This is a genomic window from Streptomyces sp. NPDC059169 (genome assembly GCF_042755225.1).
GTDB lineage: Bacteria > Actinomycetota > Actinomycetes > Streptomycetales > Streptomycetaceae > Streptomyces.
Map to the genome: position 1 here is coordinate 35,647 of NZ_JBHZCF010000023.1, position 25,086 is coordinate 60,732.

The 25,086-nt window shown below is 66.5% G+C and carries 20 protein-coding genes and 1 pseudogene; 8 read left to right on the forward strand and 13 right to left on the reverse strand.

Annotated elements, in window-relative coordinates:
- Nucleotides 1-16: 16 nt before the first annotated feature.
- Nucleotides 17-760: a hypothetical protein gene (locus ACFXOM_RS31850; protein ID WP_385040787.1), complete on the reverse strand. Its 744-nt coding sequence runs from the start codon at nt 758-760 to the stop codon at nt 17-19.
- A gap of 160 nt (nt 761-920) precedes the next feature.
- Here ACFXOM_RS31850 and ACFXOM_RS31855 point away from each other — a divergent pair, with 160 nt between their 5' ends.
- The 7 genes and pseudogenes from ACFXOM_RS31855 to ACFXOM_RS31885 form a co-directional block, all read left to right on the forward strand.
- Complete coding sequence (locus tag ACFXOM_RS31855; RefSeq protein ID WP_385040790.1) at nt 921-1,223, forward strand: hypothetical protein; 303 nt, start codon at nt 921-923, stop codon at nt 1,221-1,223.
- Between the two features lie 46 nt (nt 1,224-1,269).
- The gene (locus tag ACFXOM_RS31860) at nt 1,270-2,361 is read left to right on the forward strand and encodes a TniQ family protein (RefSeq protein WP_385040794.1); all 1,092 of its coding nucleotides are present in this window, start codon (nt 1,270-1,272) and stop codon (nt 2,359-2,361) included.
- A 46-nt stretch (nt 2,362-2,407) separates the two neighbouring features.
- On the forward strand, nt 2,408-3,592 hold the full coding sequence (locus ACFXOM_RS31865) for an ABC-three component system protein (protein ID WP_385040796.1): 1,185 nt from the start codon (nt 2,408-2,410) through the stop codon (nt 3,590-3,592).
- The gene (locus ACFXOM_RS31870) at nt 3,585-4,061 is read left to right on the forward strand and encodes a three component ABC system middle component (protein WP_385040799.1); all 477 of its coding nucleotides are present in this window, start codon (nt 3,585-3,587) and stop codon (nt 4,059-4,061) included. The genes ACFXOM_RS31865 and ACFXOM_RS31870 overlap by 8 nt, the downstream gene beginning before the upstream one ends.
- 4 nt (nt 4,062-4,065) lie before the next feature.
- Complete coding sequence (locus ACFXOM_RS31875) at nt 4,066-6,033, forward strand: DUF3732 domain-containing protein (RefSeq protein ID WP_385040801.1); 1,968 nt, start codon at nt 4,066-4,068, stop codon at nt 6,031-6,033.
- Nucleotides 6,034-6,141: 108 nt separating this feature from the next.
- The gene (locus ACFXOM_RS31880; RefSeq protein WP_385040804.1) at nt 6,142-7,401 is read left to right on the forward strand and encodes a hypothetical protein; all 1,260 of its coding nucleotides are present in this window, start codon (nt 6,142-6,144) and stop codon (nt 7,399-7,401) included.
- Between the two features lie 33 nt (nt 7,402-7,434).
- Nucleotides 7,435-7,758 (forward strand): annotated as a pseudogene (locus tag ACFXOM_RS31885) (helicase); the annotation flags it as partial.
- Between the two features lie 18 nt (nt 7,759-7,776).
- Here ACFXOM_RS31885 and ACFXOM_RS31890 read toward each other — a convergent pair.
- From ACFXOM_RS31890 to ACFXOM_RS31925, 8 genes are all read right to left on the reverse strand, one after another.
- On the reverse strand, nt 7,777-8,406 hold the full coding sequence (locus ACFXOM_RS31890) for a hypothetical protein (protein ID WP_384943267.1): 630 nt from the start codon (nt 8,404-8,406) through the stop codon (nt 7,777-7,779).
- Nucleotides 8,407-8,417: 11 nt separating this feature from the next.
- Entirely contained in the window at nt 8,418-8,840 is a 423-nt protein-coding gene (locus tag ACFXOM_RS31895; RefSeq protein ID WP_384943268.1) for a hypothetical protein, read from the reverse strand.
- 114 nt (nt 8,841-8,954) lie between these two features.
- On the reverse strand, nt 8,955-10,793 hold the full coding sequence (locus tag ACFXOM_RS31900) for a hypothetical protein (protein WP_385040807.1): 1,839 nt from the start codon (nt 10,791-10,793) through the stop codon (nt 8,955-8,957).
- A 65-nt stretch (nt 10,794-10,858) separates the two neighbouring features.
- Nucleotides 10,859-12,064: an IS256 family transposase gene (locus tag ACFXOM_RS31905; protein WP_385040844.1), complete on the reverse strand. Its 1,206-nt coding sequence runs from the start codon at nt 12,062-12,064 to the stop codon at nt 10,859-10,861.
- A gap of 769 nt (nt 12,065-12,833) precedes the next feature.
- Nucleotides 12,834-13,235 carry a hypothetical protein gene (locus ACFXOM_RS31910; protein WP_384943225.1) on the reverse strand — a complete coding sequence of 134 codons (402 nt, stop codon included), beginning with the start codon at nt 13,233-13,235 and terminating at the stop codon, nt 12,834-12,836.
- A 1-nt stretch (nt 13,236) separates the two neighbouring features.
- Nucleotides 13,237-17,997: a putative T7SS-secreted protein gene (locus ACFXOM_RS31915; RefSeq protein ID WP_384943223.1), complete on the reverse strand. Its 4,761-nt coding sequence runs from the start codon at nt 17,995-17,997 to the stop codon at nt 13,237-13,239.
- A complete protein-coding gene (locus ACFXOM_RS31920; RefSeq protein WP_384943221.1) occupies nt 17,997-18,650 on the reverse strand; it encodes a hypothetical protein in 654 nt (217 codons plus the stop codon). Before ACFXOM_RS31920 ends, ACFXOM_RS31915 begins: the two co-directional genes overlap by 1 nt.
- Nucleotides 18,647-18,946, reverse strand: a complete 300-nt coding sequence (locus tag ACFXOM_RS31925; protein ID WP_385040810.1) for an SseB family protein — start codon at nt 18,944-18,946, stop codon at nt 18,647-18,649. The genes ACFXOM_RS31920 and ACFXOM_RS31925 overlap by 4 nt, the downstream gene beginning before the upstream one ends.
- Before the next feature lie 727 nt (nt 18,947-19,673).
- On the opposite strand from ACFXOM_RS31925, the gene ACFXOM_RS31930 reads away from it, so the two are divergent.
- A complete protein-coding gene (locus ACFXOM_RS31930) occupies nt 19,674-20,435 on the forward strand; it encodes a transposase family protein (protein WP_385040813.1) in 762 nt (253 codons plus the stop codon).
- Between the two features lie 209 nt (nt 20,436-20,644).
- Here the strand turns inward: ACFXOM_RS31930 and ACFXOM_RS31935 are convergent, their stop codons facing one another.
- The 4 genes from ACFXOM_RS31935 to ACFXOM_RS31950 all read right to left on the reverse strand — a co-directional run bounded on the left by ACFXOM_RS31935 (nt 20,645) and on the right by ACFXOM_RS31950 (nt 24,996).
- Complete coding sequence (locus ACFXOM_RS31935) at nt 20,645-21,337, reverse strand: response regulator (RefSeq protein WP_384927610.1); 693 nt, start codon at nt 21,335-21,337, stop codon at nt 20,645-20,647.
- A gap of 90 nt (nt 21,338-21,427) precedes the next feature.
- A complete protein-coding gene (locus ACFXOM_RS31940; protein ID WP_384948534.1) occupies nt 21,428-22,717 on the reverse strand; it encodes a ketosynthase chain-length factor in 1,290 nt (429 codons plus the stop codon).
- A complete protein-coding gene (locus ACFXOM_RS31945; RefSeq protein ID WP_384927613.1) occupies nt 22,714-23,982 on the reverse strand; it encodes a beta-ketoacyl-[acyl-carrier-protein] synthase family protein in 1,269 nt (422 codons plus the stop codon). The genes ACFXOM_RS31940 and ACFXOM_RS31945 overlap by 4 nt, the downstream gene beginning before the upstream one ends.
- A 42-nt stretch (nt 23,983-24,024) precedes the next feature.
- The gene (locus ACFXOM_RS31950; RefSeq protein WP_385040816.1) at nt 24,025-24,996 is read right to left on the reverse strand and encodes an aldo/keto reductase; all 972 of its coding nucleotides are present in this window, start codon (nt 24,994-24,996) and stop codon (nt 24,025-24,027) included.
- Nucleotides 24,997-25,086 lie beyond the last annotated feature (90 nt).

Genomic DNA, 25,086 nt, shown 5'->3' on the forward strand with positions numbered 1-25,086 from the left:
CAGGTCGGCCGACGGCCTACCAGCGACGGCATTCGGCCCCAGCGCCGCCGTCCCGATGGTCCCGGAAAGTCACATATCCCGGTCCGGCGCGCTCAGCGCAGTCGGGACCATGAAGGTCCAGCGAACCCAGGTCGCGGGTGATGGCCGAGCAACTGAAGTAGGCCGGGTCCAACTCGAAGGACACCCGAGTTCCGCAGTCCGGCGGGGCTTGGAACTCTTCGGGCGCCGCGGCGGGCCGCAGGCGGAGGAGTTCCTGGCGAAAGCCACGGCCCTCTCGCCATACCTCGACGACCGCGCGTGAGCTCACGGCCGCCGCCGCACTCAGCCACCGTTCCCCGCCAAGTATGGAGCCGTAGTAGCCCAACCTGGGCCTGCCCTGTTCGTCGAGGGGGCCAGCATGATCATCTGCTACCGAGAACGCGAGGTCGGCGGAGATCTCAACGATGACCCACAGCGAGTGGGACGGAGCGACGCCGGAGGCGGGATGGAGTGCGTGGCCAACCACTCTGCTCAGCACCTGGGTGGCCAGCCTCGGATCCTCCTGGGCCACCCCGAAGTACATGCCGGGTCTCGCACGCACGCCGTCGTCGAACTCCAGCACCTGGATTTCCGCAGCGTCGTAGGTGTTCTCCGCCATGCGGCCAACGCTACCGTCCAGTTGAGGGCTGTTCTCCACCATCACGGACATGTAGTCTATGAATCGTCGCAGTTCAGAGCCGATATCCGAGCTCCTGCGGTCGGTAAACTGGACGACGTCCATCTACTCAACACCCGCACCCGCATCGGTGCCGAGACCTCCGACCAGATGAAGCACCTCAGCGAGCGCCTCCCCGCGACCTTCGTCTACGCCCGGCGTCGCCATCGAGGCCTCCCCGCTCCTGACGGGAAGCCGCGGCGCGCAGCTCGCCGGACGGTTCAAAATGGTGCGCAACCCGCCGCTGGCGTACGGCAGCACTACACAGCGCACCGCCTGGGAAGGCCTGGTCCGCGGTATGGACCAAGCCCTACGCCTCCAAGCACACCGCCCCGACACCCTCACCCGGCACGCCCCCTACCTCCACCAGCGCACCGGCGGCCGCATCGGGAGCCTCTCCGCCCTCGTCCGGGAAGCAGCGATCGCCGCCATCCTGGACGGCAGTGAGAAGATCACCAAGCAGCTGCTCGACGACATCGACCTCGACGAACTCGCCGAACAGGCCGCGCGCCCACCGGCACGGGCCTGAGATGCCGCGCGCGCACCGCTCTCTCCCGCGCCCGGACATCTGGCGCGTGGCCCCCTTGCAGTGGGAGACCACCGCCTCGTACATCCAGCGCCTGGCACGCCGACATCACCTGACCACCGCGGAACTCCTCCACGCCCTCGGCATCCCCCAGCTCCAGGCGAACAAGGAATGCACCCAGCCGCACGGCCCCTACACCAGCATCGAGCTCTACCTCAACGCACCCAGCCGCCGCCTGATCGCAGCGTTCGCCGGCATCCCGGACGAACACCTCGCCCACGCGCTCCCCGAATGGAACCGCTACCGCGACAAACCCGACCCCCAGTCCGCCTGCGCCCGGCTCCGCCTGGCCTCTGCGCACGCCGTGCCCGGCTGCCCCCGCTGCACAATCACCCGCACCGGCAACCCCCACCCTGTCTCCCAGTACTTGCCCGATACCCGCCTCGTCTGCCGCCCCCACCACACCTGGATGCTCGGCCGCCACACCCTCGCCGGCATCCCACTGCCCATCGAGCACGCCGACCTCACACGGACGCCCGAAATCCTCGCCGCCCACCGCATCCACATGCAGCTCCTCCGCCGCTGGGGCGCAGCCGCCGAACACGCCCTCACACTGGCCATGAACCTCACCGAGAACTGGCGGCGCGCAGCACCTCCCGAAGAACGCATCTGGCCCGCCCGCGCCCGGCGTATCGGCAACAACAAGCGCGCCCGCCTCTGGTACGCCCTCGCTCGAGAAGCGATCACCTACCCCGAGACCATCACTCTCGCCCAGTTCTTCGCCCACCACCCCCGTGCGCTCCACGTCCTCGAACGCCCCGGGCACACCCACCCACTCCACACCGCCGTCGCCTCCCTCCTGGGCCGGCCCTGGCTCGAAAACCCCGCCCTGTACCCGGACCGGTTCGGCGACCGCATCAGCTACACACCCGGCCGCCATCCCCGCGCCCGCGAGCGATGGCCCCGCCGGCACAGCCCCTACGATCCGGGCCCCATCGAACTCACCGAACTCGGCTACCAACCACCCCCTCAGCCAGCCTCATCACATGTCCAGGCACGCAGAAGGGACAGGAAGGGACGGAAGTCATCGCCCAAGACGGGCGTGGAACCTCACCTATCCGACGGAACTATGTTCGATTAGTGTGATGTCCTGGACAGGTTGAGATCGGTATCGGGAGACTGAGGGCATGGCGTCCTCCGCACATGAGGCATCGGCGTCCGCCCTGGGCTACCTCTTCCAGGCGCAGCTCGCCCTGCTCGAACTGCTACGCGGACAAGAGGAGCGCCCTGACGGGGCTATCAGCCTGGAACTCCACGACGACGTCGCGTGGGAAGAGGACGGGCGGCCCGTTGATCTCCTCCAGGTCAAGCACCACGTCCGCGGGGTACGTACTCTCGGCGACAAGGACGACGACGTGTGGCGGACCATCCAGTCATGGATGGACACCCACCAGCCTGGTGACAAGGACGGCCCAACACTCACCCTGGTCACCACCCAACAAGCGCGGCCGGGTACTGCGATGGCGGCACTCAAAGCGCCCACCCCGCAACCCAGTCAGGCCTTGGAGCTGCTGATCGCTGCGGCCGAGGAGTCCAAGGCGAAGGGGACCGAGGACGCGCGAACAGCTTTCTTGAAACTCCCGCCGGCCCAGCGTGCCGTATTCGTACAGCGGATGCGCGTCATCGACGGCAGCCCGTCCATCGACGACCTCGACGCGCAGGTACGGGCCAAGCTCAGAGCCGCGCTCCCAGATGGGCACGCCGACTCGTTCATGCGGCAGCTGTGGGCATGGTGGTACGAGCAGACCGTGGAGATGCTGCAGAAGCGGCACACCAGCGTCTCCGTGACCCGGCTGATGCAGCGCATCAGCCGCATCCGGGACGACTACACCTCCGACCGACTGCCCACGCTGGTGGGCCGTCAGGACTTCCCCGCTGAGGCGGAGGCCGAGCTTTCCGACGCGCGCTTCGTCCACCAGATGCACTGGGTAGGAGCAGGCCGTCAGCTGAACAAGGCGATGGTGGACTACTACCGCGCCTACACCCAGACGGTCGCCTGGCTCGAAGACGACCTGGTCGACCTCGACGAGCTGGCACGGTTCGAAGACAACCTCTCCGACGAATGGCAGCGTGAGTTCGACTGGATGCTCGACGACCTGCCCGATGACGCCACGGACCGCGAGCAGGAACAGGCAGGCAGGGCACTGCTGCGCAAGACCCTGGACCAGACCCGCTATCGGATCCGCGAGGCCTACGACGAGGCGTTCTTCTCCCGCGGCAAGCACCACGAGCTGGCTGACCGCGGCCGGATTGGATGGCATCCCGACTTCGAGGCACGGGTGAAGGACCTGATCAGGGCTGCCCGTGCCTAGCTGGACACAGCGGCCCCAGGCCAGTGCCGCCTTCCTCAACCCCGCCCTCATGGCCGCCATTGCCGCTACCGCGGCACGCGACTACGAGCGGGAGTCCTCCGGCAGGCTGATGCCGTGGCCGATGGCCTTCGTCGTGGCCCCACTGGTCCTGCACCGGCCGACCCGGCGAGCGCTGCCCTCCTCAACACGCACACACTTGACAAACTGGGTGGCCGACCATGCGGCACTCGTCGCCGGTCTCGCCCCACGGAGCACCTCGCTGGCACCCGCAGTACGGGAAGGCCTCAGCTTCGGGCTCCGTCACCAGATGCTCGCCATCGAGGATGGCCACCTCAAAGGCAAGCTCTCGAAGTCCCGCGCCCAAGGCGAGCTCGCCGACCTCATCAAGGCGGCCTCGCTCATAGGCCGCTGGACCGCGAAGTCCGACAACCCTTCCACCGTATTTGCGCTGCTGGGCGTGAGACCCTGAGCGGGTGCAGATCCGGTCGATCATCCTCTACAGCAAGAGCGGCGAGAAGCGCGTCCTGGACTTCCGCCTCGGTGAGCTGAACATCGTCACCGGCACATCGAAGACCGGCAAAAGTGCCGTGCTCGACATTGTCGACTACTGCCTCGGCAGAGACGAAGCCACCCTCCCGATCAGCCCGATCTTCAACACCGTGGCCTGGTACGCGGTCATCCTGCAGCTGCCCGACACTCGTATCTTCGCCGCCCGGCCAGCACCATCTACAGGGGCCAAGTCGGTCACCAACGCCATGCTGGAAGTAGGCAACGACCTCGGCGTTCCGGAGCGGGCAGACCTCCGCATCAACACCGACTCCACGCAGCTCCGCCAGCAGATCGGCCGCCGGCTCGGCATCGGGGACACCCGCAGCGAACCACCCTCCGGCAGTCTGGCCAAGCCACTCAGCGCTCACCTCGGCCACGCCACCCTGCTCTGTCTGCAAAACCAGGACGAAGTCGATTCCAAGCGGTTCCTGTTCCATCGCCAAAGCGAGCGCGGAATCCCCGAAAGCCTCAAGGCCACGCTCCCCTACTTCCTCGGCGCTGTCCCTGAAGACCAGGCCGCCCTTCAACAACAGCTGCAGCAAGCCAGGCGAGCCCTGCGTAGCGCGGAGAACCGTCTCAAGGCAGCTCAGGAAGCGAACCAGGGAGTAGAAGCCCAGCTCCAGTCCCTCCTGGGCGAGGCCCGCGTACACGGGCTCCTGACTCAGGACGGCTTCAGCAGCTCAGACAGGGACGCAGTCATCGGAGCTCTCCAGCAGGCGTCGTCCTTCCGACCCGCCCGGCCTGGCGGAGACGAGGAGCAGCGCCGGCAGGAGATCCTCCTCACCGAGCAATCTGCAGCCCTCCGGCGACAGCTCCGCTCCCTGGCTGAAGAGCGTCAGCTTCTCAATGACCTGGAATCCCAGGCCGCCGGCTACCAAGGAGCCGTCACCCGCGGCATGTCGCGACTGTCCGCCCTCAACCTCGTGCCCGACGCCTTCCCCGGAGAACAAAGCTGTCCCCTGTGCGGCAGCGGACTGGCAGAGCCCGACCCGACCGTCGCCGCCATGCACACCACCCTCCAAGACCTCCGCAGCCAGCTCGACAGCGTGCAGACGGTACAGCCGCGCCGCGAACAGGCACTACGTGAGATCGAACAGGCGGCGGTACGTCTACGCGAAGAGCTCCGCGGCATCGAAGGCGCCCTCAGCATCATCGCCGAGCAGCGCTCCGAGCAGGCCGGCCTCCTCGGCCAAGCCGAAGCCCAGGCCTACACCCGCGGCAGGATCAACGCCTACCTGAGTCAGATCAGCGCCACGACCGACAGCGGCCACCTCCAACGCCTGGAAACAGACGTCGCCGTCGCGCAGCAGCTCGTCGCCAGCCTCGAAGAGCAACTCGACAGCGAAGCCATCGACGACAAACTCACCCACAGCCTCAGCTTCATCAGCGGGAAAATGACGAGCCATGCCCGGTTCCTGAAACTCGAGCACGGCGACGGGCTGGTCCGCCTGAACCTCAAAAAGCTCACCGTCGTCACCGACAAACCCGAAGGCGCAACAGAGCTGCTGCGCATCGGCAGCGGCGAAAACCACGTGGGCTACCACCTAGTGGCACACCTCGCGCTCCATCAGTACCTCGTCGCGAACGGCCGGCCCGTACCCCGCTTCCTCATGCTCGACCAGCCCACCCAGCCCTACTACCCCTCCGACATGGCCAAAGCACGCGGGCGGCTGGAAGACATCCCACTCGACGAGGACCGCGTAACCGTCACCCACCTCTTCCAGCTCATGCACCAAGTCGTCACCGAGCTCGCCCCCGACTTCCAGATCATCGTGAGCGACCACGCCGACCTGCCCCACGACTGGTATCAGGCATCCGTCCGCTACAACTGGCGCGGCGGCGAAAAACTCATTCCCACCACCTGGCTCGACACCAACCCCGCCACCCCGTAGAACAGTTCGGTTGTATGCGGTTCTACTGCTCCCGTCCACTGGCTATGGACCGGGGCCCGCACTGGGGAAACCGATAGCGGACGAGCACGACATCACCGATCATGGAGCATGAGCTCAGGTGAGGGTCTGTGGGTGGGCGGCCGCCAGGTTAGCCGCCTGTCCGATGGGTGGGAGGCCGACCTCGTAGCGGCGTTCACAGACGACATGCTGTGCGCCTACCGCAACGGGCATCCAGAATTCTTGAGCAGCACCGTGTACGGCAATGAGGACGTGATCGAGTACTCCCTGCGTGCGCCGGGAAGGATCATCGCGGAGCGCCTCAACCTGCTGGGCTACACCCAGGGGGCCGCACTGGAGTTCCTCGCCCAGGCAGTCGATGAGCAGCGAAGCATGTGGCGGCTGCTCGCCTCCAAGAACAGCGACTGGCCCGCTGAGCTGCACCTTCCTGATCAATACACCGCGGCGGACTGGGTACGCGATGTTGCTACGACATCGCAGGCTGCCGGGCCACAAGCAACAGCATTTGGTGACATGGCCGATCCACTGCGGATGCTCGCCGACAGCAACCCATGTATGGCACTGCGAGCGGCACTGCTGGCCACGCCGGACGCCGAGGTGGTCTTCGTCATAGACCACGGTGACCCCGATGATGCCGGAGAGCAGCCCGACCTGCAGAATCTATGCGCCGACGCGCTAGATCACATCCAGGCCACAGCATCCGCCCACGCACCAGTCGTCGTACTCACAGAAGGCCACAGCGATGTCGCCATCCTCGGGCCAGCCCTCGCTCTGCTCTACCCCCACCTGACCGATCTGATCCGCTTCATGGACTACTCCAACAGCCCGAGAGGGGGAGCACCCGCCCTGGTGGCCACGGTGCGCGCCTTCGCAGCTGCCCGCATCGCCAATCCGGTGATCGCACTGTTCGACAACGACACGGCCGCCAGCGACGCCCTCCGTCCCCTCGACCGAGCGGCGCTGCCCCACAACATCAAAGTCCTCCAGTGCCCCCCGTTGGAGATGGCTACGAACTATCCGACCTTGGGACCGCCCACCCTTGAATCCCCCGCAGGCCACCTGTCACACGCAGATATCAACGGCACCGCTGGATCCATCGAGATCTACCTCGGACGCGACGTCCTGACGCTACCGGACGGCGGGATGCGGCCCGTGCAATGGCGCAGCTACATCGACGGCAGCAAGCAGTACCAGGGAGAGATCACCGGAAAGAAGGACGTCCAAGTCGCGTTCCAAGAAAAACTCGCCCGAGCCCAAGCCAACCCGGAAGTCATCAAGACCCAGGACTGGGACGGTATCCGCAAAATTCTTGAGGCGATTGTCAATTCGTCCTTCCCATGCCAGCATTGAGAACTGAGTGCGTTGTGGCAAGACCGGTGACACCGCGACCCCTCCCCCATCGTCGGGGAGTCCGAAGAGGCGCGGCGCGGCCGGCGCCTGGCGCTCCTGCAGACCGCGCTCCTAGAGCACGCCGCCGCGCACAACCTCCGTACGGTCATGACGTTCCACCAGAAGGTGGAGGAGGCCGCCGCGTTCGCGGAGAAGCTCCCGGAGACGGCAGCCGAGCTGTACGTCAACGACGCCACCGACGACGACCTGGCCGCCGCCGACAAGCTCCCGAAGTCCTCCATCGACGCGGAGTTCTACGAGCTGGAGGCCGGCCGCCACGTCCCGCCGGACCGCGTCTGGTCGGCGTGGCTCGAAGGGAGCTTTCCCCTGGCATTGTCATCGGGGGATCCGGTAGTAGTGGTTTGGCGGCAGGGTCAGCGCGAACACCGTGCCGTACCGTCGGCGGATACCACCTACGCTCGCCTCAGGAGGTTCGCAGATAAACCGGTTGGCGTTCGCCGGTTGTTCGGGCTTGGGAATCGGCGAGCCTGGCTGATCCCAGGTGAGGTTGTGCCCGGCATGGGTCAGTTCGCCTCGCCTGTCCTCGCGGGCGGTGTCGTGGGTGAAAGGGATTCCGGACAGGGGCTGTTCCCCCGCGTCGAGGATCTGGGTGATGGTCTCGGCTGGTGGCAGCGGGGAACTGTAGTAGGCCATCAGACGCATCCCGCAGGACACCCGGTAGGCGGGCCTCACCGGAGTGAACAGATCCCAGCCGGCTATTCCGCGGGTGTAGTGGTCCTCGACGACCAGGAGGCGCAACATCAGCGGCGTGCTCTCAGTGTAGGCGTGCGCGATGGCACGCAGTCGGGCCTCGGTAGCCCGCCGAGCCTGCCGAGCGGTGTCACTGTCTGCGAGTCGGAGGGCTCTGCGGCGGCTGGTCGAGCCAAAAAGCGTCCATATTCGGGCCACGATATTGAACGTGGCGAGGAAGGGCCATGTCGCAGCGCGCAGTACGAGAATCTTCACCGGGCGCCGGGTCAGCAGGACCGCTCCTTGGGCTGTGTGCTGGCGGGTATGAGCCTGGCTTGCAGCAGCGAGGCGCCGGTCGTGGCGGCGGACTGGACGGCCACCCACAGGACTGCCTCCCCCGGGCCTGGGGTGGAGTCCACGAGGTGCCCTGTGGTCATCGTGGCCCACACGTAGGCGCTGATGATGGTCGCCACATGGTTGCCGCGGACTCCGGCCAGTCTGAGGCCGGCCCACAGGGCGAAGGGCTGAAAGGCGATGCCTGCCGCGTTGGCGGCCAGGTAATAGGGGACTCCCGCGAGGGGATTGCGTGCACTGTCGGCTTCGGTGGCGCCGTCGATCAGCGTATACATGCCGCGGAACAGCCACCATGCGGCGAGCGTGGCCGCGGCAGCCACAGCCGTTGTTTTCGCGGCCCGCACTACATACGTCATGATCACAATCATCTGCCCGTTGACTCGTCGCCTGCTATCCGTACAGCTACTCAACTGGGGAAGGAGATTCTGGGGCGCCGCGTCGTACGGCGCCCCAGAACTCATAGTCGGCTGTTACCGGGCGAGGGCATCCTGGAACGCCTTCGCGTAGTGAGCAGTTCCCGAGACCTTGGGATGGAACGACTTCATCGAGTTCGGCTTGGTATCAGCCTTGGAGTGCCCGGTGAGGACGATGCCGTGGATCGTCTCCGGGTCTCCGCAGATCGCCTGCCCCGCGAACGCAGCCCGTGGGTCGGCAAACACCGCGTACGAGCCGGCGTCACTGACGGCTCCCTTCATCTCGGTGGCGACGACGTCACCCATATCGTTCAGCCATGGCGCCTCCTCGGTACCGATACCGAGCACGCACGAGCCGCGCTTCTCCAGGAGCCTGGGGTAGCCCATGAGGACGATCTTCGCGTTGGGTGCCTTGTCGTGAAGGGCTTTGAACGTCTTCACCAGGCGGGGCCGGATGGAGGTGTGTGCCCATGCCGGCAGCCAGTCCCTCAGAGCGGGCGTGTCGGTGTCGTATGCCTTCCCGGTGTCGGGGTTGCGAGCCTTGATCGACCCGTTCTGGCACACGTCGGTGACGCTCGTGATGCACTTCTTGACGACGTCGGCGAACGCCATGTCGTTGCCGCCGATCGACATGGCGACCAGCGTGGTGTGCTGGTCCAGGTAGCCCTGCTCGATTTGTGGTAGTTCCCCAGAATCTGAGGTGATGCTGAGGATGTTGTAGTGGCGAGCGCCGGAGCAGGCGGTGAACTGGAAGTCCATCCTGGCACTCCACACGTCCGCCAGCTCCCCGACGGAGAGTTGTTCGCCGGGCAAGACAGCGCGGCGGGACCAGGCGTGCCGGGAACGGTGGCAGGTGTTCTTCGTCTTGTCGCCCGACACCTTGTTGTAGTAGTCGGACTCGGGGTAATAGTCGTCGCTGCCCGGGTCGGATGCTCCTTCACCGGAAGAGTAGGAGTCGCCCATCCCGACCACCATGTGGTTCGGCTTGCTGGGAAGGGGCTGGAAGGCGACGGCGTCCCACGCGACATCCTCGTCGGCGGTGCCGTCAGCGGTGGCGTTGGTGAGGGTGATCGTCGGGGTGCCGGTGAAGCGGAAAGCGCCGAGGCTGACCCACCGGTTGGCACGCTGCTCGACGATCCTCACCTTGCTGGTGGTGTCAGCGCCGCCGATCACATACGCCGCCTGCCGGGTGTGCGCTCCTGTATCCGGCAGATGCACGAGCACGCGGGCCCATTCGATGTTCTTGTCGAGGGTCCAGGTGCCCTTGATGGTCATCAGCCCGGAATCCCCGCCGAGATGCGCCGTATCGCGGGTGTGCGCGTACCAGAAGTGGCCGCCGTGCCCGCCGCCGATCTGGTGCAGGTCTCCCTTGGCCTGGTACGGGCCCAAGCCAGGCTCGATCGCTGCCGGGTTGGGGTAGAACGTGAACTGGAAGTGCCCGGCGTCAGTGCCGCTGGACCCGCAGTCACTGTAGGTGTCGATATTGTCGGGCACGGACTCCACGATCAGCGCCCCCGCGGGGGCAGCGTCGCACTTCGGGGTGCCGTACTCCAACCGGTACCCGCGGCCCGGTTCCTCGCGCAGCGTGGCGTATTTGATGCTCTCGTTGCCGCAGTCGATGAAGCAGCTCTTCTTCCACGTCACATTCGACCCGCGCCACCAGTACTGCTTGTAGCACTCCGCATCAGGGCAGTCCGGCGGACTTGCGGCGTTGCAGTTGTTGGTGGCGTTGCAGAACGCGTCCAGCGGCGGCTTCACCAGGTCGCGCTGCGCTGCGTTGATCCACCAAGCGGGCCGGAACCCAGCGGTGGAGTACCCGGATTCGCCGGGCCGGTCCTGCCGTCCGTCGGTGGAGTAGGAGTAGCCGGTGTCCATGGACCAGCCGGACCAGCCCATCACCTTCTCCTCGTACGGCCAGTTCTGGGTGTGTCAATTTAACGGCTGATCTTGGTTGTTTAGGTTCAGTTGTTGGCCGGGGTGAGTCGGCCTTCGAAGGCGATCTGGAAGGCGTTCAAGGGTGCCTTCCAGCGCATGGCCCACCTCTTGCGGCCCTTGCCGGTCGGGTCGAGGCTCATCAGCGCCATGTAGACGCATTTGAGGGCGGCGGTTTCCGAGGGGAAGTGCCCGCGGGCGCGAACGGCTTTGCGTATTCGCGCGTTGACGCTCTCGATCGCGTTCGTGCTGCAGATGACCTTGCGGATCTCGACGTCGAAGGAGAGGAAAGGCACGAACTCGGCCCAGGCGTCCGACCACAGCTTCACGATCGCCGGATACTTGCGGCCCCATGCCTCCTGGAACTCCAGGAACCGCTCGGTCGCCGCGTCCTCGCTGGGTGCGGTGTAGACGGGCTTGAGTGCCTTGGCGACCTTGTCCCAGTCCTGGCGGGCCGCGTAGCGGAAGCTGTTCCGCAGCAGGTGAACGACACATGTTTGAACAATCGTGCGAGGCCAGACGGTCTCCACCGCGTCGGGTAGGCCCTTGAGTCCGTCGCAGACCAGCATCAGCACGTCGTCCAGGCCGCGGTTCTTCAGCTCGGTGAAGACGTGCAGCCAGTACTTGGCGCCCTCGCCACCGTCTCCGGCCCAGATGCCGAGGATGTCGCGAGTGCCGTCCACGGTCACCGCCATCACCACGTAAATGGGACGGTTCGCCACCTGCCCATCGCGGATCTTCACGTTGATGGCGTCAACGAACAGGACCGGGTAGACGCGGTCTAGGGGGCGGCTCTGCCATTCGGCCATGCTCTCCATGACCTTGTCCGTGATGGTGGAGATCGTCTGCTTGGACACCTCGACGCCGTAGACCTCGGCCAGGTGGGCGGAGATCTCTCCGTGCGTGAGCCCCTTCGCGGACAGGGACAGCACCATCTCGTCGACGCCGGTCAGCCGGCGCTGCCGCTTCTTGACGATCTGCGGCTCGAATGTGCCGGCCACATCCCTCGGCACCTTCACCTCGACCGGGCCGACGTCGGTCAGCACCGTCTTGGCGCGGGTGCCGTTGCGGCTGTTGCCGTTGTTCTTCCCGGCCGGGTCGTGCTTCTCGTAGCCGACGTGGTCGGTGATCTCGCCCTCCAGGGCGGACTCCAACACCCGCTTCGTCAGCTGCTGCAACAGCCCGCCCTCGCCCGTCAGCTGCAGGCCCTCGTTCCGGGCCCGGTCGACCAGCATCGCGATCAACTGCTCGTCCGACGCAGCCACATCAACCGACTCGGCCGCGGGCTCTTGCTCAATCTTCATCTCACTCACTTGGCGTCTCCATGATCAACAGATCCGCCGTTGATTAGACACTCCCACGCGTCAGCCCGAGGCCGCCCGGCAGCTGGGCATCGCCGTCTTCCGCATCGGCGTCCTGATCGCTTGCGGTCACCTGTCGCCAGCCGAGAACCCGGCCGGAAACGCTGGCGTCACCATCACCAGCGTGCAGGCCGAGAAGACGTGGCGCAATAACGCGACAATCCACGCAAAGGCCCTCCGGCTCCTCAAGGACACGATCGGCTTCTTCTAACCCACCTGTCCACAGGTCTTGACGATTACTCGATGAGCTGCTCGGTCAGGTGCGGCTGGACAGATCGATGGAGGACGGGTAGACAAGCAAGTGAAGCTCCTGGCGGCACGGGTGATCTTGGTCGAGAACCCGTCTACCAGGAGCTTCGTCGTTCCGTACAGCCCTCACCCACCAACACCACGACCACGCAGCCAGGTTGGAAAAGGCTCATTGTGTTAGCTGCTGTTAGGCCTGGAAGCCAGGGAGCCGACCTGGGACTGCCGCCGAGGGCCGCGTGGAGCATGTGTGAGGCACCGATCGCGCGGCAGCCCGCCGCATTGCGACGCGAAAATGCCGCGTCGGAATGCACAGGGACAAGGACGGGAGCGACCGTTTTCCCTCACTCCAGGGCGTAGCGAAACCGCCCTCACCCAGCACAGTAGCCAGGTCTGCTCATGGTTTTGGTTGAAATCCGAGTGCACGGCTCACTTCAACGGAGATATTGAGCAGTGCTTCATGGCCGACTGGAGGTGTGCGAAAGTCATGACTCTGAGCAGTATCAATAAAATCCTGCGGAAGGTCGACTTGGTATCGCTCGATGTACCATGCCAGGTCCTCGCGCCATACGAATTGCCCATCCGTGAGTACGGACGATCCGCCCGGCACACGGAAGGCGCCACCAATGACATCAGTGGTCAACTCCATCACGTCGAGGATGGGATATCCGGACTTCAGGTAGCTGATTACATCTCGGACCGGATACTTGCCCGCACCCGATTCAGGCGGAGGTACGGGACCACCCCAGGCCACCGAGTACCCTGGATCCATTTCCTGATAAAAACCGATCAACTTCATCTTAGCCTCCGATGATGGGAAGGAAGGTCCGCCAGTATCCGCCGTTGTCGATCTGCGGAATCTGTCCCGGGCCGAGCAGCGGATTGGTGCCTACCCTGTCCGTGGGTGCCCTTACGGTGACGCCCATTTCGTTGGCTATCTGCTGGGCGATTCCTGAGCTGTCCGCCCCGGAATGGCATACCATGAGACGAAGCGGCCCACCGTTGTAGTTCGGGTTGTTGCGGATGGCATCTACGAGCTGGCCTCCGTTCACCGGGCCGTCCGGAGTCTCCAAGAAGCCGTCCCGTGAACCATGAGCAACCACGTCGTGCTCGCCTTGGTTCAGGACATTGCGGAAGTTTCTCACGCTGGGCCCGTCCTCACCGACCAGCGTAGCTGTCTCCCCGTGCGTCACCGGTGACCCCGAGGGGATACCGCTGTCGCTCATGTACTCCATGCCGCCCTCGGCCGTGCAGGGAGAAAGGCCGAGCGGGTCGCTCCACGTTTGCGGATTCGCGACGTATGTGGCGGGATTGGGGGCGGGTGTCAGGCCGAGGGGGTCGGGGGTCAGGTAGCGGGCGGTTTCGGGATCGTAGTGGCGGAAGTAATTGTAGTGGAGGCCCGTTTCGGGGTCGTAGTACTGGCCGGGGAAGCGGAGGGGCGTATAGGCGGTGCTGTCGACGGCCCAGGCCGTCGTTCCCCACAGGGTGCTCCGGGTGCGCCAGGCGATGTCTCCGTGTTCGTCGATGAGTTCGCTCGGCGTGCCAACGAGGTCCGTGACAATGGCGAAGAAGCGAGAGTCGATTTCCTCCTGCGGCGTGTCGGGAGCGGTGATGCGCTCCGTCTGGGCGAGCGGACGCAGGCCCTGGTGGTCCCAGGTGAGGGTGACCGGGTGCGGCAGCTCGGCGGACGTGGTGGTCTGCTCGCACAGGGTCGTGCCGTCCCAGGTGAACACCACCCGTTCGACGACGGTTTCACCGTCCGGTGCCAGGCGCAGTTTTGCGGTGCGGCGGCCCAGTGGGTCGTAGGTGTAGCTCCAGCAGGTGCCGTCGGGGGTCACCACCGAGGCTAGGCGGTCCTCGGCGTCCCATGCGTAGCGCCAGGTGTCCGGCTTGCGGGACAAACGGGTCCTCTGACGGAGGGTGATGCGGCCCAGGGCGTCGTGTTCGTAGCGGACGTTGCCGGCTCGGGTCACGCATGTGCCCGTGTATGACCGGGTCCCCACGGCCTCCTGTCCCGGGTGACCGGTCGGCCACGACGCCTGGGTTTGGTTGCCCGTCTCGTCGTAGGCGTAGGTCTCGGTCCAGTTGGTCGCGTGCACCGCTGTCACGCGGCCGACCGCGTCGAGATCGAAGCGGCGGGAGCCGGAAAGCCGGTCCTCGATGCCGATCAGGTGACCGTCGGCGCGGTAGGTGTACGCGCGCTGTTGTACCGGGGTGGCGCCCGCGCCCGTCACCGCCTGGGTGGCCAGGCGGCCCATGATGTCGAAGGTGTGCTCCAGGGTGAGCGCCTCGCCGATGCGGCGGGTCAGCTCGCGCCCCGCCTCGTCGTAGGTGAAGTCGATGGCCCGACCGGAGGCGAGCATGCCGGTGCGGCGTCCGGCGGCGTCGTACGACCACGTCGTCGTCGCACCGGACGGCGTCCTGCGGCCCGTACGGCGGCCTGACTCGTCGTAGGAGTATGTCATCCGACGGCCGTCGACCGTCTCCTCCCGCACCCGGCCGAAACGGTCCCGCAGCACCGCCAGCGTGCTGCCGTACGGGCCGGTGGCCTGCGCCACCTGGTCGGTGAGGTCGTAGGCGTAGGTGGTGACCGCGCCGGCCACGTCCTTGCAGACGATCTGCCCCAGCTCGTTGCGTTCGAACGTCACCGTCTGGCCCAGCGCGTTGGTGCGCGAGGCCAGTCGGCCGGCGGCATCGTGGGTGTATGTCAGGGTGCGGCCGTCGAAGTCCGTCTCCGAGATCAGGCGCCCTGCCGCGTCGTACTCGTAACTCCACCTCAAGCCGTGCGGATTGGCGACCTTGGTGAGGCGCAGCTCGCGGTCGTGCGCGAACTCGTACCGCACTCCGTCCGGGCCGGTGCGAGCGGTGAGCAGATCGAAATCGGTGTACTCGAACCGGGAGACGCCACCGAGGGGGTTGGTGTGGCTGGTGCAGTTGCCTTCGCCGTCATACGTCCAGGACTCGCTCGTTCCGTCCGGAGCGGTACGGTGGGTCAGACGGCCCTCGACCGTCCATTCCAGGCGGCTCGTGGCGCCAGTCGGATCGGTGATGACGACAGGACGGCCGAAGGCGTCGCGCTCGTAGTGCGTCACCGCGCCCAGGGGATGGGTGACCGTCAACGGTAGCCCGGCCCGGTCGCAGACGATGCCGGTGGTGTGGCCGATCGGGTCGGTCACGGATGTCAAGTGGCCGGCCTCGTTGTAGGTGAAACGCGTGGTCCGGCCCGCGGGATCGGTCAGCGAGGTGCGATTGCCCCGTTCGTCGAAGCTTTGCCGGACTGCCGTCCCGTCCGGACTTATCAGCTTGACCGCCAAGCCGAGTTCGTTGTACTCCGCCCGCCCCTCGCGCCCGTCCGGGCGCGTCACGGCGAAGAGGCGGCCCTTCTCGTCGTACTGGAACGACGTCGTGTGACTCAGCGGATCTGTCAGGGAGAGCAAGCGGTTGCGGCGGTCGCGATGGTAACGGGTGGTCGCGCCGTGGGCGTTCGTCTCGGCGATCACCTGGCAGCGCCGGTTGATCAGATAGCGGGTGGTGTGACCGTACGAGTCGGTGACGGTCGTCGTGCGCGTGCCGGTGTCCGTGTCGGCCGGCCCGTAGGCGAAGGTCGAGCGCAGGTGGCCGGCCGCGCCCGACTGGTGGGTGCAGCGGTCCTCGTCGTCGTAGGTGTAGGTGAAGTGGCTGCCGTTGGTGTCGGTCCAGGACGTGATGCGGCCCGGTTCGTCGTACTCGAAGCGGGTGGGGCGGCCGGAGGAGCCGAAGACCTGGGTGAGGTGGCCGTCGGCGTAGCCGTAGCGGATCAGCTCCTGGTCCCCACCGTCCGCTGCCGCACCGGCCAGGTGCAGTGCGGTGACACGTCCGTCCGCCGTCGACACGCGTAGGCGATAGCCGCCGCTGTGGGTGAGCGACCGGGGTGCGCCGTCGGCGTCGTACTCGAAGGTAATCCAGTTGCCGTTGCGGTCATCGAGCTGTTCTAGCACCGCCAGAGTGTCGGAGCGGTCGGCGAAATGCCGTACCCGGCCCGATTCCGGGTCGGTGACGGTGTAGCCGTCGTGCACCCGGTCCAGCGGCCAGCGCGGGCCGTGGCTGGGCAGGGTCGGCACGCCGGGTGCCGGGTGCGGGTAGGCGAGCGTCACACCGTCCTCGCCGACCAGGACGACGCCGGTCGCGTCGATCTCCAGGCGCTGGTCGAGCGTCGAGGACCAGCTCGGACCGAACCAGCCGCCCAGGCGGTACGACGACTCGAACTGGCGCTTCAGCAGCAGAGGCAGCCCAGCCGGGAGGGACACATCGGTCTGCGGCAGTACTACACGGCCGGTCGCGACATCGACGGGGTCCTTCGCGAGGACCTTCTCGCCCGGCCGCCGCGACACATTCTCTGCCCCGTCCTCCACCGCATTCCGCGCGGTCTTGCGCAGCCCCTGCTCCGCGACCCCCTCCGCTCCTTCCTTCAGTGCGAGCCGCAGCCCGCCCCGCGCGAGCCCTGCGCCCTTGGTGCCGATGAGTTCGGGGATAAGGCGGCCGATGAACTCGGAGGGGTCCTTCTTGAAGCCGTCCACGGCGGCCTGCACGACCCGTTCGGGATGGGAGGCGGTGGAGACCAGGCCGGCCAGCGTCATGTTGAGGTTCTGCGCGTAGGCGGCCGGGTGGGTCAGGTTGTACGGATCGGTGGGGTTGAGGCCGCGGGCGAAGTTGAGCAGGCCCGCGGTGCCTTTGAGGGCGCCACCCACGACGTGCGTGAGTTCGGTGTTGACGGCCTGGTAGCCGTCCGCGAGGTTGTTGCCGAGGCGCTCCAGCGGCGGGGGTTCGGCGGGTGCGTGCGCGAGGGCCGCCTTGACCTTGCCCTGCGCCTCGGAGGCGGCCGTGTTGCGCTGCTTGCGGGCCTCGGCGAGCTTCTCGGCGGCCGCCTTGACATCGGCCTTGCCGGGGTCCTTGAACGGCTCAGGCCTGGGGCCCGGGTCCTCGTTCGCCTTGATCTTGGCGTTGTAGGCGTCGACCCTCTTGTTGTACGCCTCGGCCGCGTCCTTGGACGCCTTCACACCCTTCTTGTAGAGCTCCACGGCCTCCTTGGCCTGCCCCTGCGCCCACTTGACGGTGTCCGCGTAGGACTCCAGTGCCCCCGCCGCCGATGCGCAGGCTTCGGCAGCCTGGGCCCACTTGGTGGGATGGACGCCGAACTTCTCCCGGAACGCGTCGCCGCCCTCGCCCTGCCAGCCGGAGGAGTCGACCTTTTTCAGGCCCGAGCTGACCTTGTCGAAGGCGCCGTGGAAATCCTTCAGGTGGTTGGCGCTCTCGCGGATCTTGTCCGGATTGCCGTGGACGAGCTCGTTGGCCTCCTCGGTCTGGCCGAGTTGCTGCTCGCCGGGGGTGGCGCCCAGGTCGGAGGCGATGTCGTCGCCCCAGTCCTCGACACTGTCGGCCCAGTCGTGCGCACCGACCTTGTCCAGCCCTTCGCCCACCTTGTCCGTGGCCCAGTCGACGCCCTCGCCGAGCTTCTTCTTGCCCGCGTCGTAGAGGTCCTCCGCGCCCCCCAGGAGCGAGTTGGTGAGGTCTCCGAGTCCCATCAGCGCTCGCCGCCCTGCTGGTCGGCCGCCTTGGCGCGGGCCTCGGGGCCGAAGGTGTCGTCCAGGTACTGGTTGTACTCCTCGTCCGACACCCCGAATGCGCCATGGAGGTTCTCCGGGTTCAGGCCCGGCGTCGGCCCGATGGTGCGCGAGGTCATGACGTCTCGGCCCGCGTCCACCCATGCCTGCCCGCTGTTGTCCATGGCCTGGTGCATGGACTCCTGGCTGTAGTCCACATTGCCGCCGTAGATGCCGGACGTGGCGATGTCGCCCCAGCCCATCTTCTCGACCTCCTCTTCGGAGGCGTACGGATTGCCAATGGCCGCGTTGGTGACGACTTTGAAGGTGCCCTCGACGTACTCGTCGGTCTCGTAGTAGGTACCCGCCGACAGACCCGTCTTCTCGGCGAACCCGTTTCCCTCGTTGATCAGCGACCGCACCCCCCACTCCCAGCGCTCACAGAACGACGTGAAGTCGCCCGTCAGCCCCTCGTGGCCGAGCTCCAGCCCGGACAGGGCGATGTCGGAGAAGCCGCGCCCGGCACCGGCCTCGCCCACCATGCCCAGCTCCTTCAACTCCTCCAACGCCTCGGTCAGGCCCTTGGCGATCAGAGCGAGCCCGTCCGTCTTCAGGTCCTTGCCGTCAACACTCATGCCGCGCCCCCCGCGTCCCTGTCGGCGTCGATGTCGAAGTCCAATGCCACCTCGTCCGGCACGATCCCGCGCACCGGCGGGAACACCATGCCTTCCTCGCCGTCCGCGCAGTCCAGCACCACCCCGCAGGGCACCCCGGCCGCGGGAACGGCCACATCCAGCAGACGTGCCCCGAGGACGGTCTGGTACCTCCACTCACGCGCCGCCTCGCCGCGTGCCACCGCGTAGCGGGCCAGTGCCTGCTCGTCAGAGAAGGCCAGAATGAAGCGGATGCCATTGAGGTCTGCGGTCAGCAAACCGCGTTCCTCGTCCGGTCCGGAGCCGTCACCCAGCGGGACAAGCACGGGGGTGCGGCGGAACTCGCCGAGCAGGGCCGCGAACTCGCTTCTGCGAGAGGCTACTTCGGGACTAGGGAGTGCTGGTTCATAAGTAGACTCCGGAACGGATGGCTGCTCACCGTGCTGCGTTTCCCGTTCCCGGTGCTCGCGCGAAGCCGCCATCGGTGCCTGAGCCGGTGGCGCCACCGCCATCTCCGCGTAGTCCGCAAGTCGCGACCGTGGAATCCTCTGCGGCCCGTCGACCTCATCCCCGTGCTCAGACATACGGCACATCATCACAACTGCACACCGCAAGCCGCAAACGACAAACGGAGAAGTCGTCGCTTTCGTGTCAGCACTGCAAGCAGGTGAAGGACGGCACCCTGGGGCAGCTAGTCACTGGTGGGTGGCGGAGTTGTTGTGAATCCAGGACAGTCCGCCGAGATCCAGGCGCCGGCGGGTCCGGGTGACAGCTACATAGGCCAGGCGGGCTTCGGCATCGTCGATCAGTTCAGCGGATGTGGCAGGGCCGCTCTGGCCGCCCTGTTGCTGCTCCTTAGGGCGAGCGAAAGTCGTCGGCGATCAGTGAGCCTTTTCCAACCTGGCTGCGTGGTCGTGGTGTTGGTGGGTGAGGGCTGTACGGAACGACGAAGCTCCTGGTAGACGGGTTCTCGACCAAGATCACCCGTGCCGCCAGGAGCTTCACTTGCTTGTCTACCCGTCCTCCATCGATCTGTCCAGCCGCACCCTGCGGCACCTGACCGAGCAGCTCATCATCCGGCAGCAAGAGATCGGGACCCGGTGGCGGCGCCTACCCGTCGGCCGTCAGGCCCTGCTCGTACTGGCCCATCCGCGGTGCGGAGATACCTACACGCAGCTTGCCTCTGGGTTCGGAATCGGCGTCGCGACCGTCTACCGGTACATACGCGAAGCCATCGAGGTCTTGGCCGCTCTCGCACCGACGCTGGCCAAGGCGATGGGGACGGCCCAGACGAAGGCGTTCGTGATCCTCGACGGCACCCTGCTGCCAATCGACCGGATTGCCGCCGACACCCCGCACTACTCGGGAAAACACAAGCGGCACGGCATGAACGTGCAGGTCCTCACCGACCCGTTCGGCCGCCTCCTCTGGGCATCACCAGCCCTGCCCGGCTCCACCCACGACCTGACCGCCGCCCGCAGCCACGGCATCGTCGACGCGCTCGCCGCCGCAGGACTGAAGCGCTGGGCCGACAAGGCCTACCAAGGCGCCGGCCGCCATATCCGAGTCCCCTTCCGGGGCCGCCGACTCAAGCGCTGGAAGCGACAACACAACAGCAGCCACGCCAAGATCCGCTGCGTCGGAGAACAGGCCATGGCCACCCTCAAGGGCTGGCGCCTCCTGCGAAAGCTCCGCCGCAGCACCAACCGCATCACCGACATCGTGAAAGCCATCCTCGTCCTTCACCACGCCGCAACACGAGGTTGAAAAAGGCTCAGTGCGTCGGCGAGTACGACGCTGGTGCGCCGCCCGCCGTTCAACGCCCACGACGGGTGGCACGGAAGGCGACAGCCCTGCTTACGCATCCCCGTGTAGGGGCCGTAGTGCCTTTGGAGGTCCGTACGGTTCCTCAAGTGGCGAACCGGCTTGTCGCGGGTGGCCGGGCCCCTCTGCTTCAAGTGACAGGCGGGCGGGCACTACCTGGCGAACCCCACCGAACCCGCCGGAATTCCGAGCGGGCCGCGTACCAGGTTCGGCGCCTCGATGACAGATGCGGCAACCGCCTTGTTGACCGCATCCATCCGGGACACCGCTCCCAGCTTGGTGTACGTGTTGCGGAGATGGCGTTTGACGGTCGCTTCGGCGATGGCGAGTCTCGAGGCGATCTGCCCGTTGCTCAATCCCTCGGCCACTAATTCTAATACCGTGCATTCACGGTCCGACAACACCCTGCGCTCATCCGACTTGAGGCTCATCGGTGAAGCTGAAACGATGATGCGGCTCTGGTCGGCATGTATGGCGCGAATGGCGGCGATTAACATCATTCGTGTGGTGCTTTTGAGGAGATAACCCCGGACGTTGTCCTGCGTCAGGAGTTGCCGAATCAGGAACGGGTCGTCCTGCATGGTCAGCATGATGACGCGTGAATTCGGCGCTATTCTCTCGATGTCGGTTATCTGATTCATGACGGATCTGCCCGGCAGCACGGTATCCATGATGATGATGTCCGGCTGCGCATCCCGAACCTTGGCTGTGACATCCCTGGAGGACTTGACCGTCCCCACCACCGAAAAATCCTCCTCCACTTCCAGCGTCGAACGCAGTGCCTCCAGGAAGAGGGGGTGGTCGTCGATGATGAGTATCTGCGTCAGCTCGTTGCAATCGGGCATGCTGGACACTCCACATCGAGTTCGGTCATCAGGGGTCGGTTTACATTACAATCAAGACTTGCCGCACCGATACAATGTGAACATTACAATTTACGCCTCCTTTACCATATATTGACCTTTTCTTGAACGCCTTGTCTGTTCAGGGTTTATTTCTGGCACGAAATCGACGTTTTCGCCATCAACGCCGGTTAGGACGAGCGCGCTGTTGAAGCCGTGATAGCCCCGCGCGATGATGAGGGCGGTGTTCACCGACGAGGGGCGCACCGACGTGACCAGATCGATCCCGTACCCGGGCGCCGGTCTGCCGACGTTGACCGTGGGCGGGATGATGTCGTCGGCAAGTGCGAGCAGCCCCATGGCGACGTCCACGGCCGCGCCCCCCGAGTACATGCGGCCCGTCATCGTCTTCGGCGCGGTGACCGGGACGCGCCGGGGGCCGAAGACCCGCACGAGGGCTTCCGCTTCGTCCTGGTCCAGCGCCGGAACTCCGGCAGCGTCGGCGAAGACGACATCGATGTCCCGCGGTGACAGCTCCGCGTCCGCGATCGCGCCTTCGATGCAGGACGCGAGGCGGGTGGGGCCTCGGCGATCGGAGTCGAAGGTGGAACAGTGGCCGGCGATCCTGGCGTAGATCCGCGGAGCCGCACGACGCCGAGCCGTCCGCTCGTCCTCGACGATGAGCAGCGCCCCGCCCTCGCCGGGGACATAGCCGCACGCGTCCTCGTGGAACGGAAGGTAGGCCCGGTCCGGGTCGAGGGACCGGCTCATCCGCCCGTTCGGTATCTGCGCGGCCATCGCCCACGGGGACAGCGGCGCGTCCAGACCACCGGCGATCATCACCGTCGTTCCCTGGCGTATGCGCCGGCGGGCGACGGCCAGGGCGTCCAGCCCGCCCGCCTGCTCGCTCACCACGACATTACTGGGCCCCCGCGTGTCATGCTTGATCGACAACTGCCCTGTGTTGACCGCGTAGAACCAGGCGAAGGACTGGTACGCGCTGACGTACTGCGGTCCTTGACTCCACAGTGTCTGCAGTTCCTTCTGGCCGAACTCGAATCCGCCGGCTGCTCCCGCCGTCGCCACGCCTGTCTTCTGCGGGTTCAGGTCGTCCGCCGAGAGGCCGGCGTCCGCCAGGGCCAAGTCCGCTGCGGTGAGCGCGAGTTGGGTCATGCGGTCGGTCTGCGGAAGCAGCCTGCCGGGAATGTGTTCCGTTGCGTCGAACCCGGTGATTTCGCCGCATAGCCGTACCGGGTAGCTGCTGGCGTCGTAACGGCTGATGGAGGCGATCGCGCTCTTTCCGTCCAACGTCGCGCCCCAGAATTCCTGGGTGCCGAGGCCGGTCGGTGCCGTTACTCCGATGCCGGTGATCACTGCTGTCACGCTGCGGTCCAATCCGCGTCGGCCAGCAGAACGGCGCTTTGGAAACCGCCGAATCCGCTGCCGAGGCTGAGTACGACGTTGAGTTGTTGCTCGCGAGCCACCAAGGGGACGTAGTCGAGGTCGAGTTCGGGGTCGGACTCGTTGAGATTGGCGGTGGGAGGGATCACGTCGTGCGTGAGGGCGAGGGCGCAGGCGGCGACCTCGATCGAGCCGATCGCTCCCAGCGAGTGGCCCGTGACCGGCTTGATCGAACTGATCGGGACGCGATGGGCGTGCTCGCCGAGCGCGCGCTTCACGGCCATCGTCTCGTGCCGGTCGTTCTGCTTGGTGCCTGTGCCGTGGGCGTTGACGTAGTCGACGTCCGCCGCGGTGACCCCGCCCTCCTCCAGCACGGTCGTGGCGGCTGCCGCCAGTTCCACTCCGTCCGGTCGCAGGCCGGTCATGTGGAAAGCGTTGCTGCGTGTGGCGTGCCCGAGGATCTCCGCGTAGATGCGGGCTCCGCGGCGCAGCGCGTGCTCGCGTTCCTCCAGTACGAGGACGGCGGCGCCCTCGCCGAGGACGAACCCGTTGCGCGTGCGGTCGAAGGCCCTGAGCGCGCGCGGGGGGTCGTCGTTGTGGTTGGAGGTCGCCTTGATCGCGTCGAAGCACGCCGCCGTGATGGGCGACAGCGGCGCATCGGTCCCGCCGCTGATCATGACGTCCGCCGAGCCTTCACGAATGAGGTCGCAGGCGTGCCCGATGGAGTCCAGGCCTGACGTGCAGCCCGCCGAGATGACCGCGGCCGGGCCGGCGGCGCCGGTCGCCCACGCCACCTCGGCCGCCAGCGAGCTGGGGATGAAGTAGTCGAAGAGGTGCGGCAGTGCGTACTGCGGGTCCACGACCCAGTCCTTGCCGCCGTTGCTCAGGACGTTGTACTCCTGGTCCAGTTTTATGGTGCAGCCGACGGCACTGCCCAGGCTCACGCCGGTTCGTTCGGCCACCAGAGCGGACTCGCGAAGCCCGCTGTCCTCCAGGGCCTCCCTCGCCGAGACCACCGCGAACTGTGCGGCGAGGTCCATCCGGCGTATCTCCTGCGGCGTCAGCCCCGCCTCCTCCGGGGAGAAGTCGCACTCGGCTGCGATCTGGGACCTGAAGCCTGACGGGTCGAACCGGGTGACTCGCCGCGTCGCCGGAAGGCCCGCGACAACGCGCTCCCAAAATGGCCGGGTGCCCGGCGTTCCCGGGGCCACCACCCCGATTCCGGTGATCACCACGCGCCGTCTCATCGCCCTGCTTTCGTCCGGCATAACGTCATCTCCGTGTCCTGTTCACGAACTGTGCTGATCGATCAGGTCGAGCAGGAGCGGGGCGTAGCGCGCTCCGCCGGTGCTGCCGGGCCTGAACAGGGAGTCGAGCTGCGCGCGCAGCTCCTGGGGCAGCCGCATGGACATGGCCGCGGCGTTCTCCGTGAGGTGCTTCTCCTGGCGCATGCCCGCGAGGGCGACGACCCCCTTGTCGGCCAGCCAGGCCAGGGACAGTTGGGCCGCGGTCATGTGATGGGCTGTCGCGAGACGTCGTAGCTGCAGGGCCAGCCCTGCGTTGTGGGCCAGATGTGCCGGCTCGAATCTGGGGTCCCTGCGCCGCCAGTCCTCGTGGGGCAACGAGGCGGGGTCGACGGTGGCGCCGGCGAGCAGGCCCAGGCCCAGCGGCCGGCAGGCGATGAACCCGATCCCCAGCTCGGTGCAGGCGTCGAGGATCCCGTTCTCCACGTGGCGTTCCCACAGCGCGTACTCCGACTGGAGCGCGGCCAGTCCATGGACGGCGGCGGCCCGGCGCAGAGTGCCGGGGGCCGCCTCGCACAGGCCGATGTGGCGGACCTTTCCCTCAGTGACCAGTTCGGCCATGGCCCCCACCGATTCCTCGATGGGGACCGTCCGGTCCACCCGCGCCAGCAGGTACAGGTCGATCCGGTCGGTCATCAGCCGCCGCAAGGAGCCCTCGCAGGCGGCGCGGATGTCGGCCGGTCTGCCCGTGACCGTCGGGGGAGCTCCTGTCCGGTGCACGATGCCGGTCTTGGTCACGAGCGTGGCCCTGTCCCTGTGCCCCCGGGAGAGGGACAGGCCCAGCGTGGTCTCGGATGCGCCTTGTCCGTAGTAGTCGGCCGTGTCGAACAGCGTGATGCCCCGATCGATTGCGCGGAGCACGATGTCCGCCGCGGTACGGACGTCGGTGAGCCTCATGCAGCCGACTCCGAGGGCGGGGACCACCAGGGCCGAGCCGCCGAGCGTCACTTCCCGCATGTCCTGCCTTCCGCCTAGCCGTCGGGCTCGATGAGGAGAGTGACGGGTCCCGTTCGAGCGGGGTTCGTCCGTGGTTCGAATCATCGGGCT

Bases quoted from the DNA above. Each gene is read 5' to 3' on its own strand.
- ACFXOM_RS31850 (WP_385040787.1), bottom strand. From the start codon at position 760: ATGGACGTCGTCCAGTTTACCGACCGCAGGAGCTCGGATATCGGCTCT.
- ACFXOM_RS31855 (WP_385040790.1), top strand. From the start codon at position 921: ATGGTGCGCAACCCGCCGCTGGCGTACGGCAGCACTACACAGCGCACC.
- ACFXOM_RS31865 (WP_385040796.1), top strand. From the start codon at position 2,408: ATGGCGTCCTCCGCACATGAGGCATCGGCGTCCGCCCTGGGCTACCTC.
- ACFXOM_RS31880 (WP_385040804.1), top strand. From the start codon at position 6,142: ATGAGCTCAGGTGAGGGTCTGTGGGTGGGCGGCCGCCAGGTTAGCCGC.
- ACFXOM_RS31895 (WP_384943268.1), bottom strand. From the start codon at position 8,840: ATGACGTATGTAGTGCGGGCCGCGAAAACAACGGCTGTGGCTGCCGCG.
- ACFXOM_RS31900 (WP_385040807.1), bottom strand. From the start codon at position 10,793: ATGGGCTGGTCCGGCTGGTCCATGGACACCGGCTACTCCTACTCCACC.
- ACFXOM_RS31905 (WP_385040844.1), bottom strand. From the start codon at position 12,064: ATGCTGGTCGACCGGGCCCGGAACGAGGGCCTGCAGCTGACGGGCGAG.
- ACFXOM_RS31910 (WP_384943225.1), bottom strand. From the start codon at position 13,235: ATGAAGTTGATCGGTTTTTATCAGGAAATGGATCCAGGGTACTCGGTG.
- ACFXOM_RS31915 (WP_384943223.1), bottom strand. From the start codon at position 17,997: ATGGGACTCGGAGACCTCACCAACTCGCTCCTGGGGGGCGCGGAGGAC.
- ACFXOM_RS31920 (WP_384943221.1), bottom strand. From the start codon at position 18,650: ATGAGTGTTGACGGCAAGGACCTGAAGACGGACGGGCTCGCTCTGATC.
- ACFXOM_RS31935 (WP_384927610.1), bottom strand. From the start codon at position 21,337: ATGCCCGATTGCAACGAGCTGACGCAGATACTCATCATCGACGACCAC.
- ACFXOM_RS31945 (WP_384927613.1), bottom strand. From the start codon at position 23,982: ATGAGACGGCGCGTGGTGATCACCGGAATCGGGGTGGTGGCCCCGGGA.
- ACFXOM_RS31950 (WP_385040816.1), bottom strand. From the start codon at position 24,996: ATGCGGGAAGTGACGCTCGGCGGCTCGGCCCTGGTGGTCCCCGCCCTC.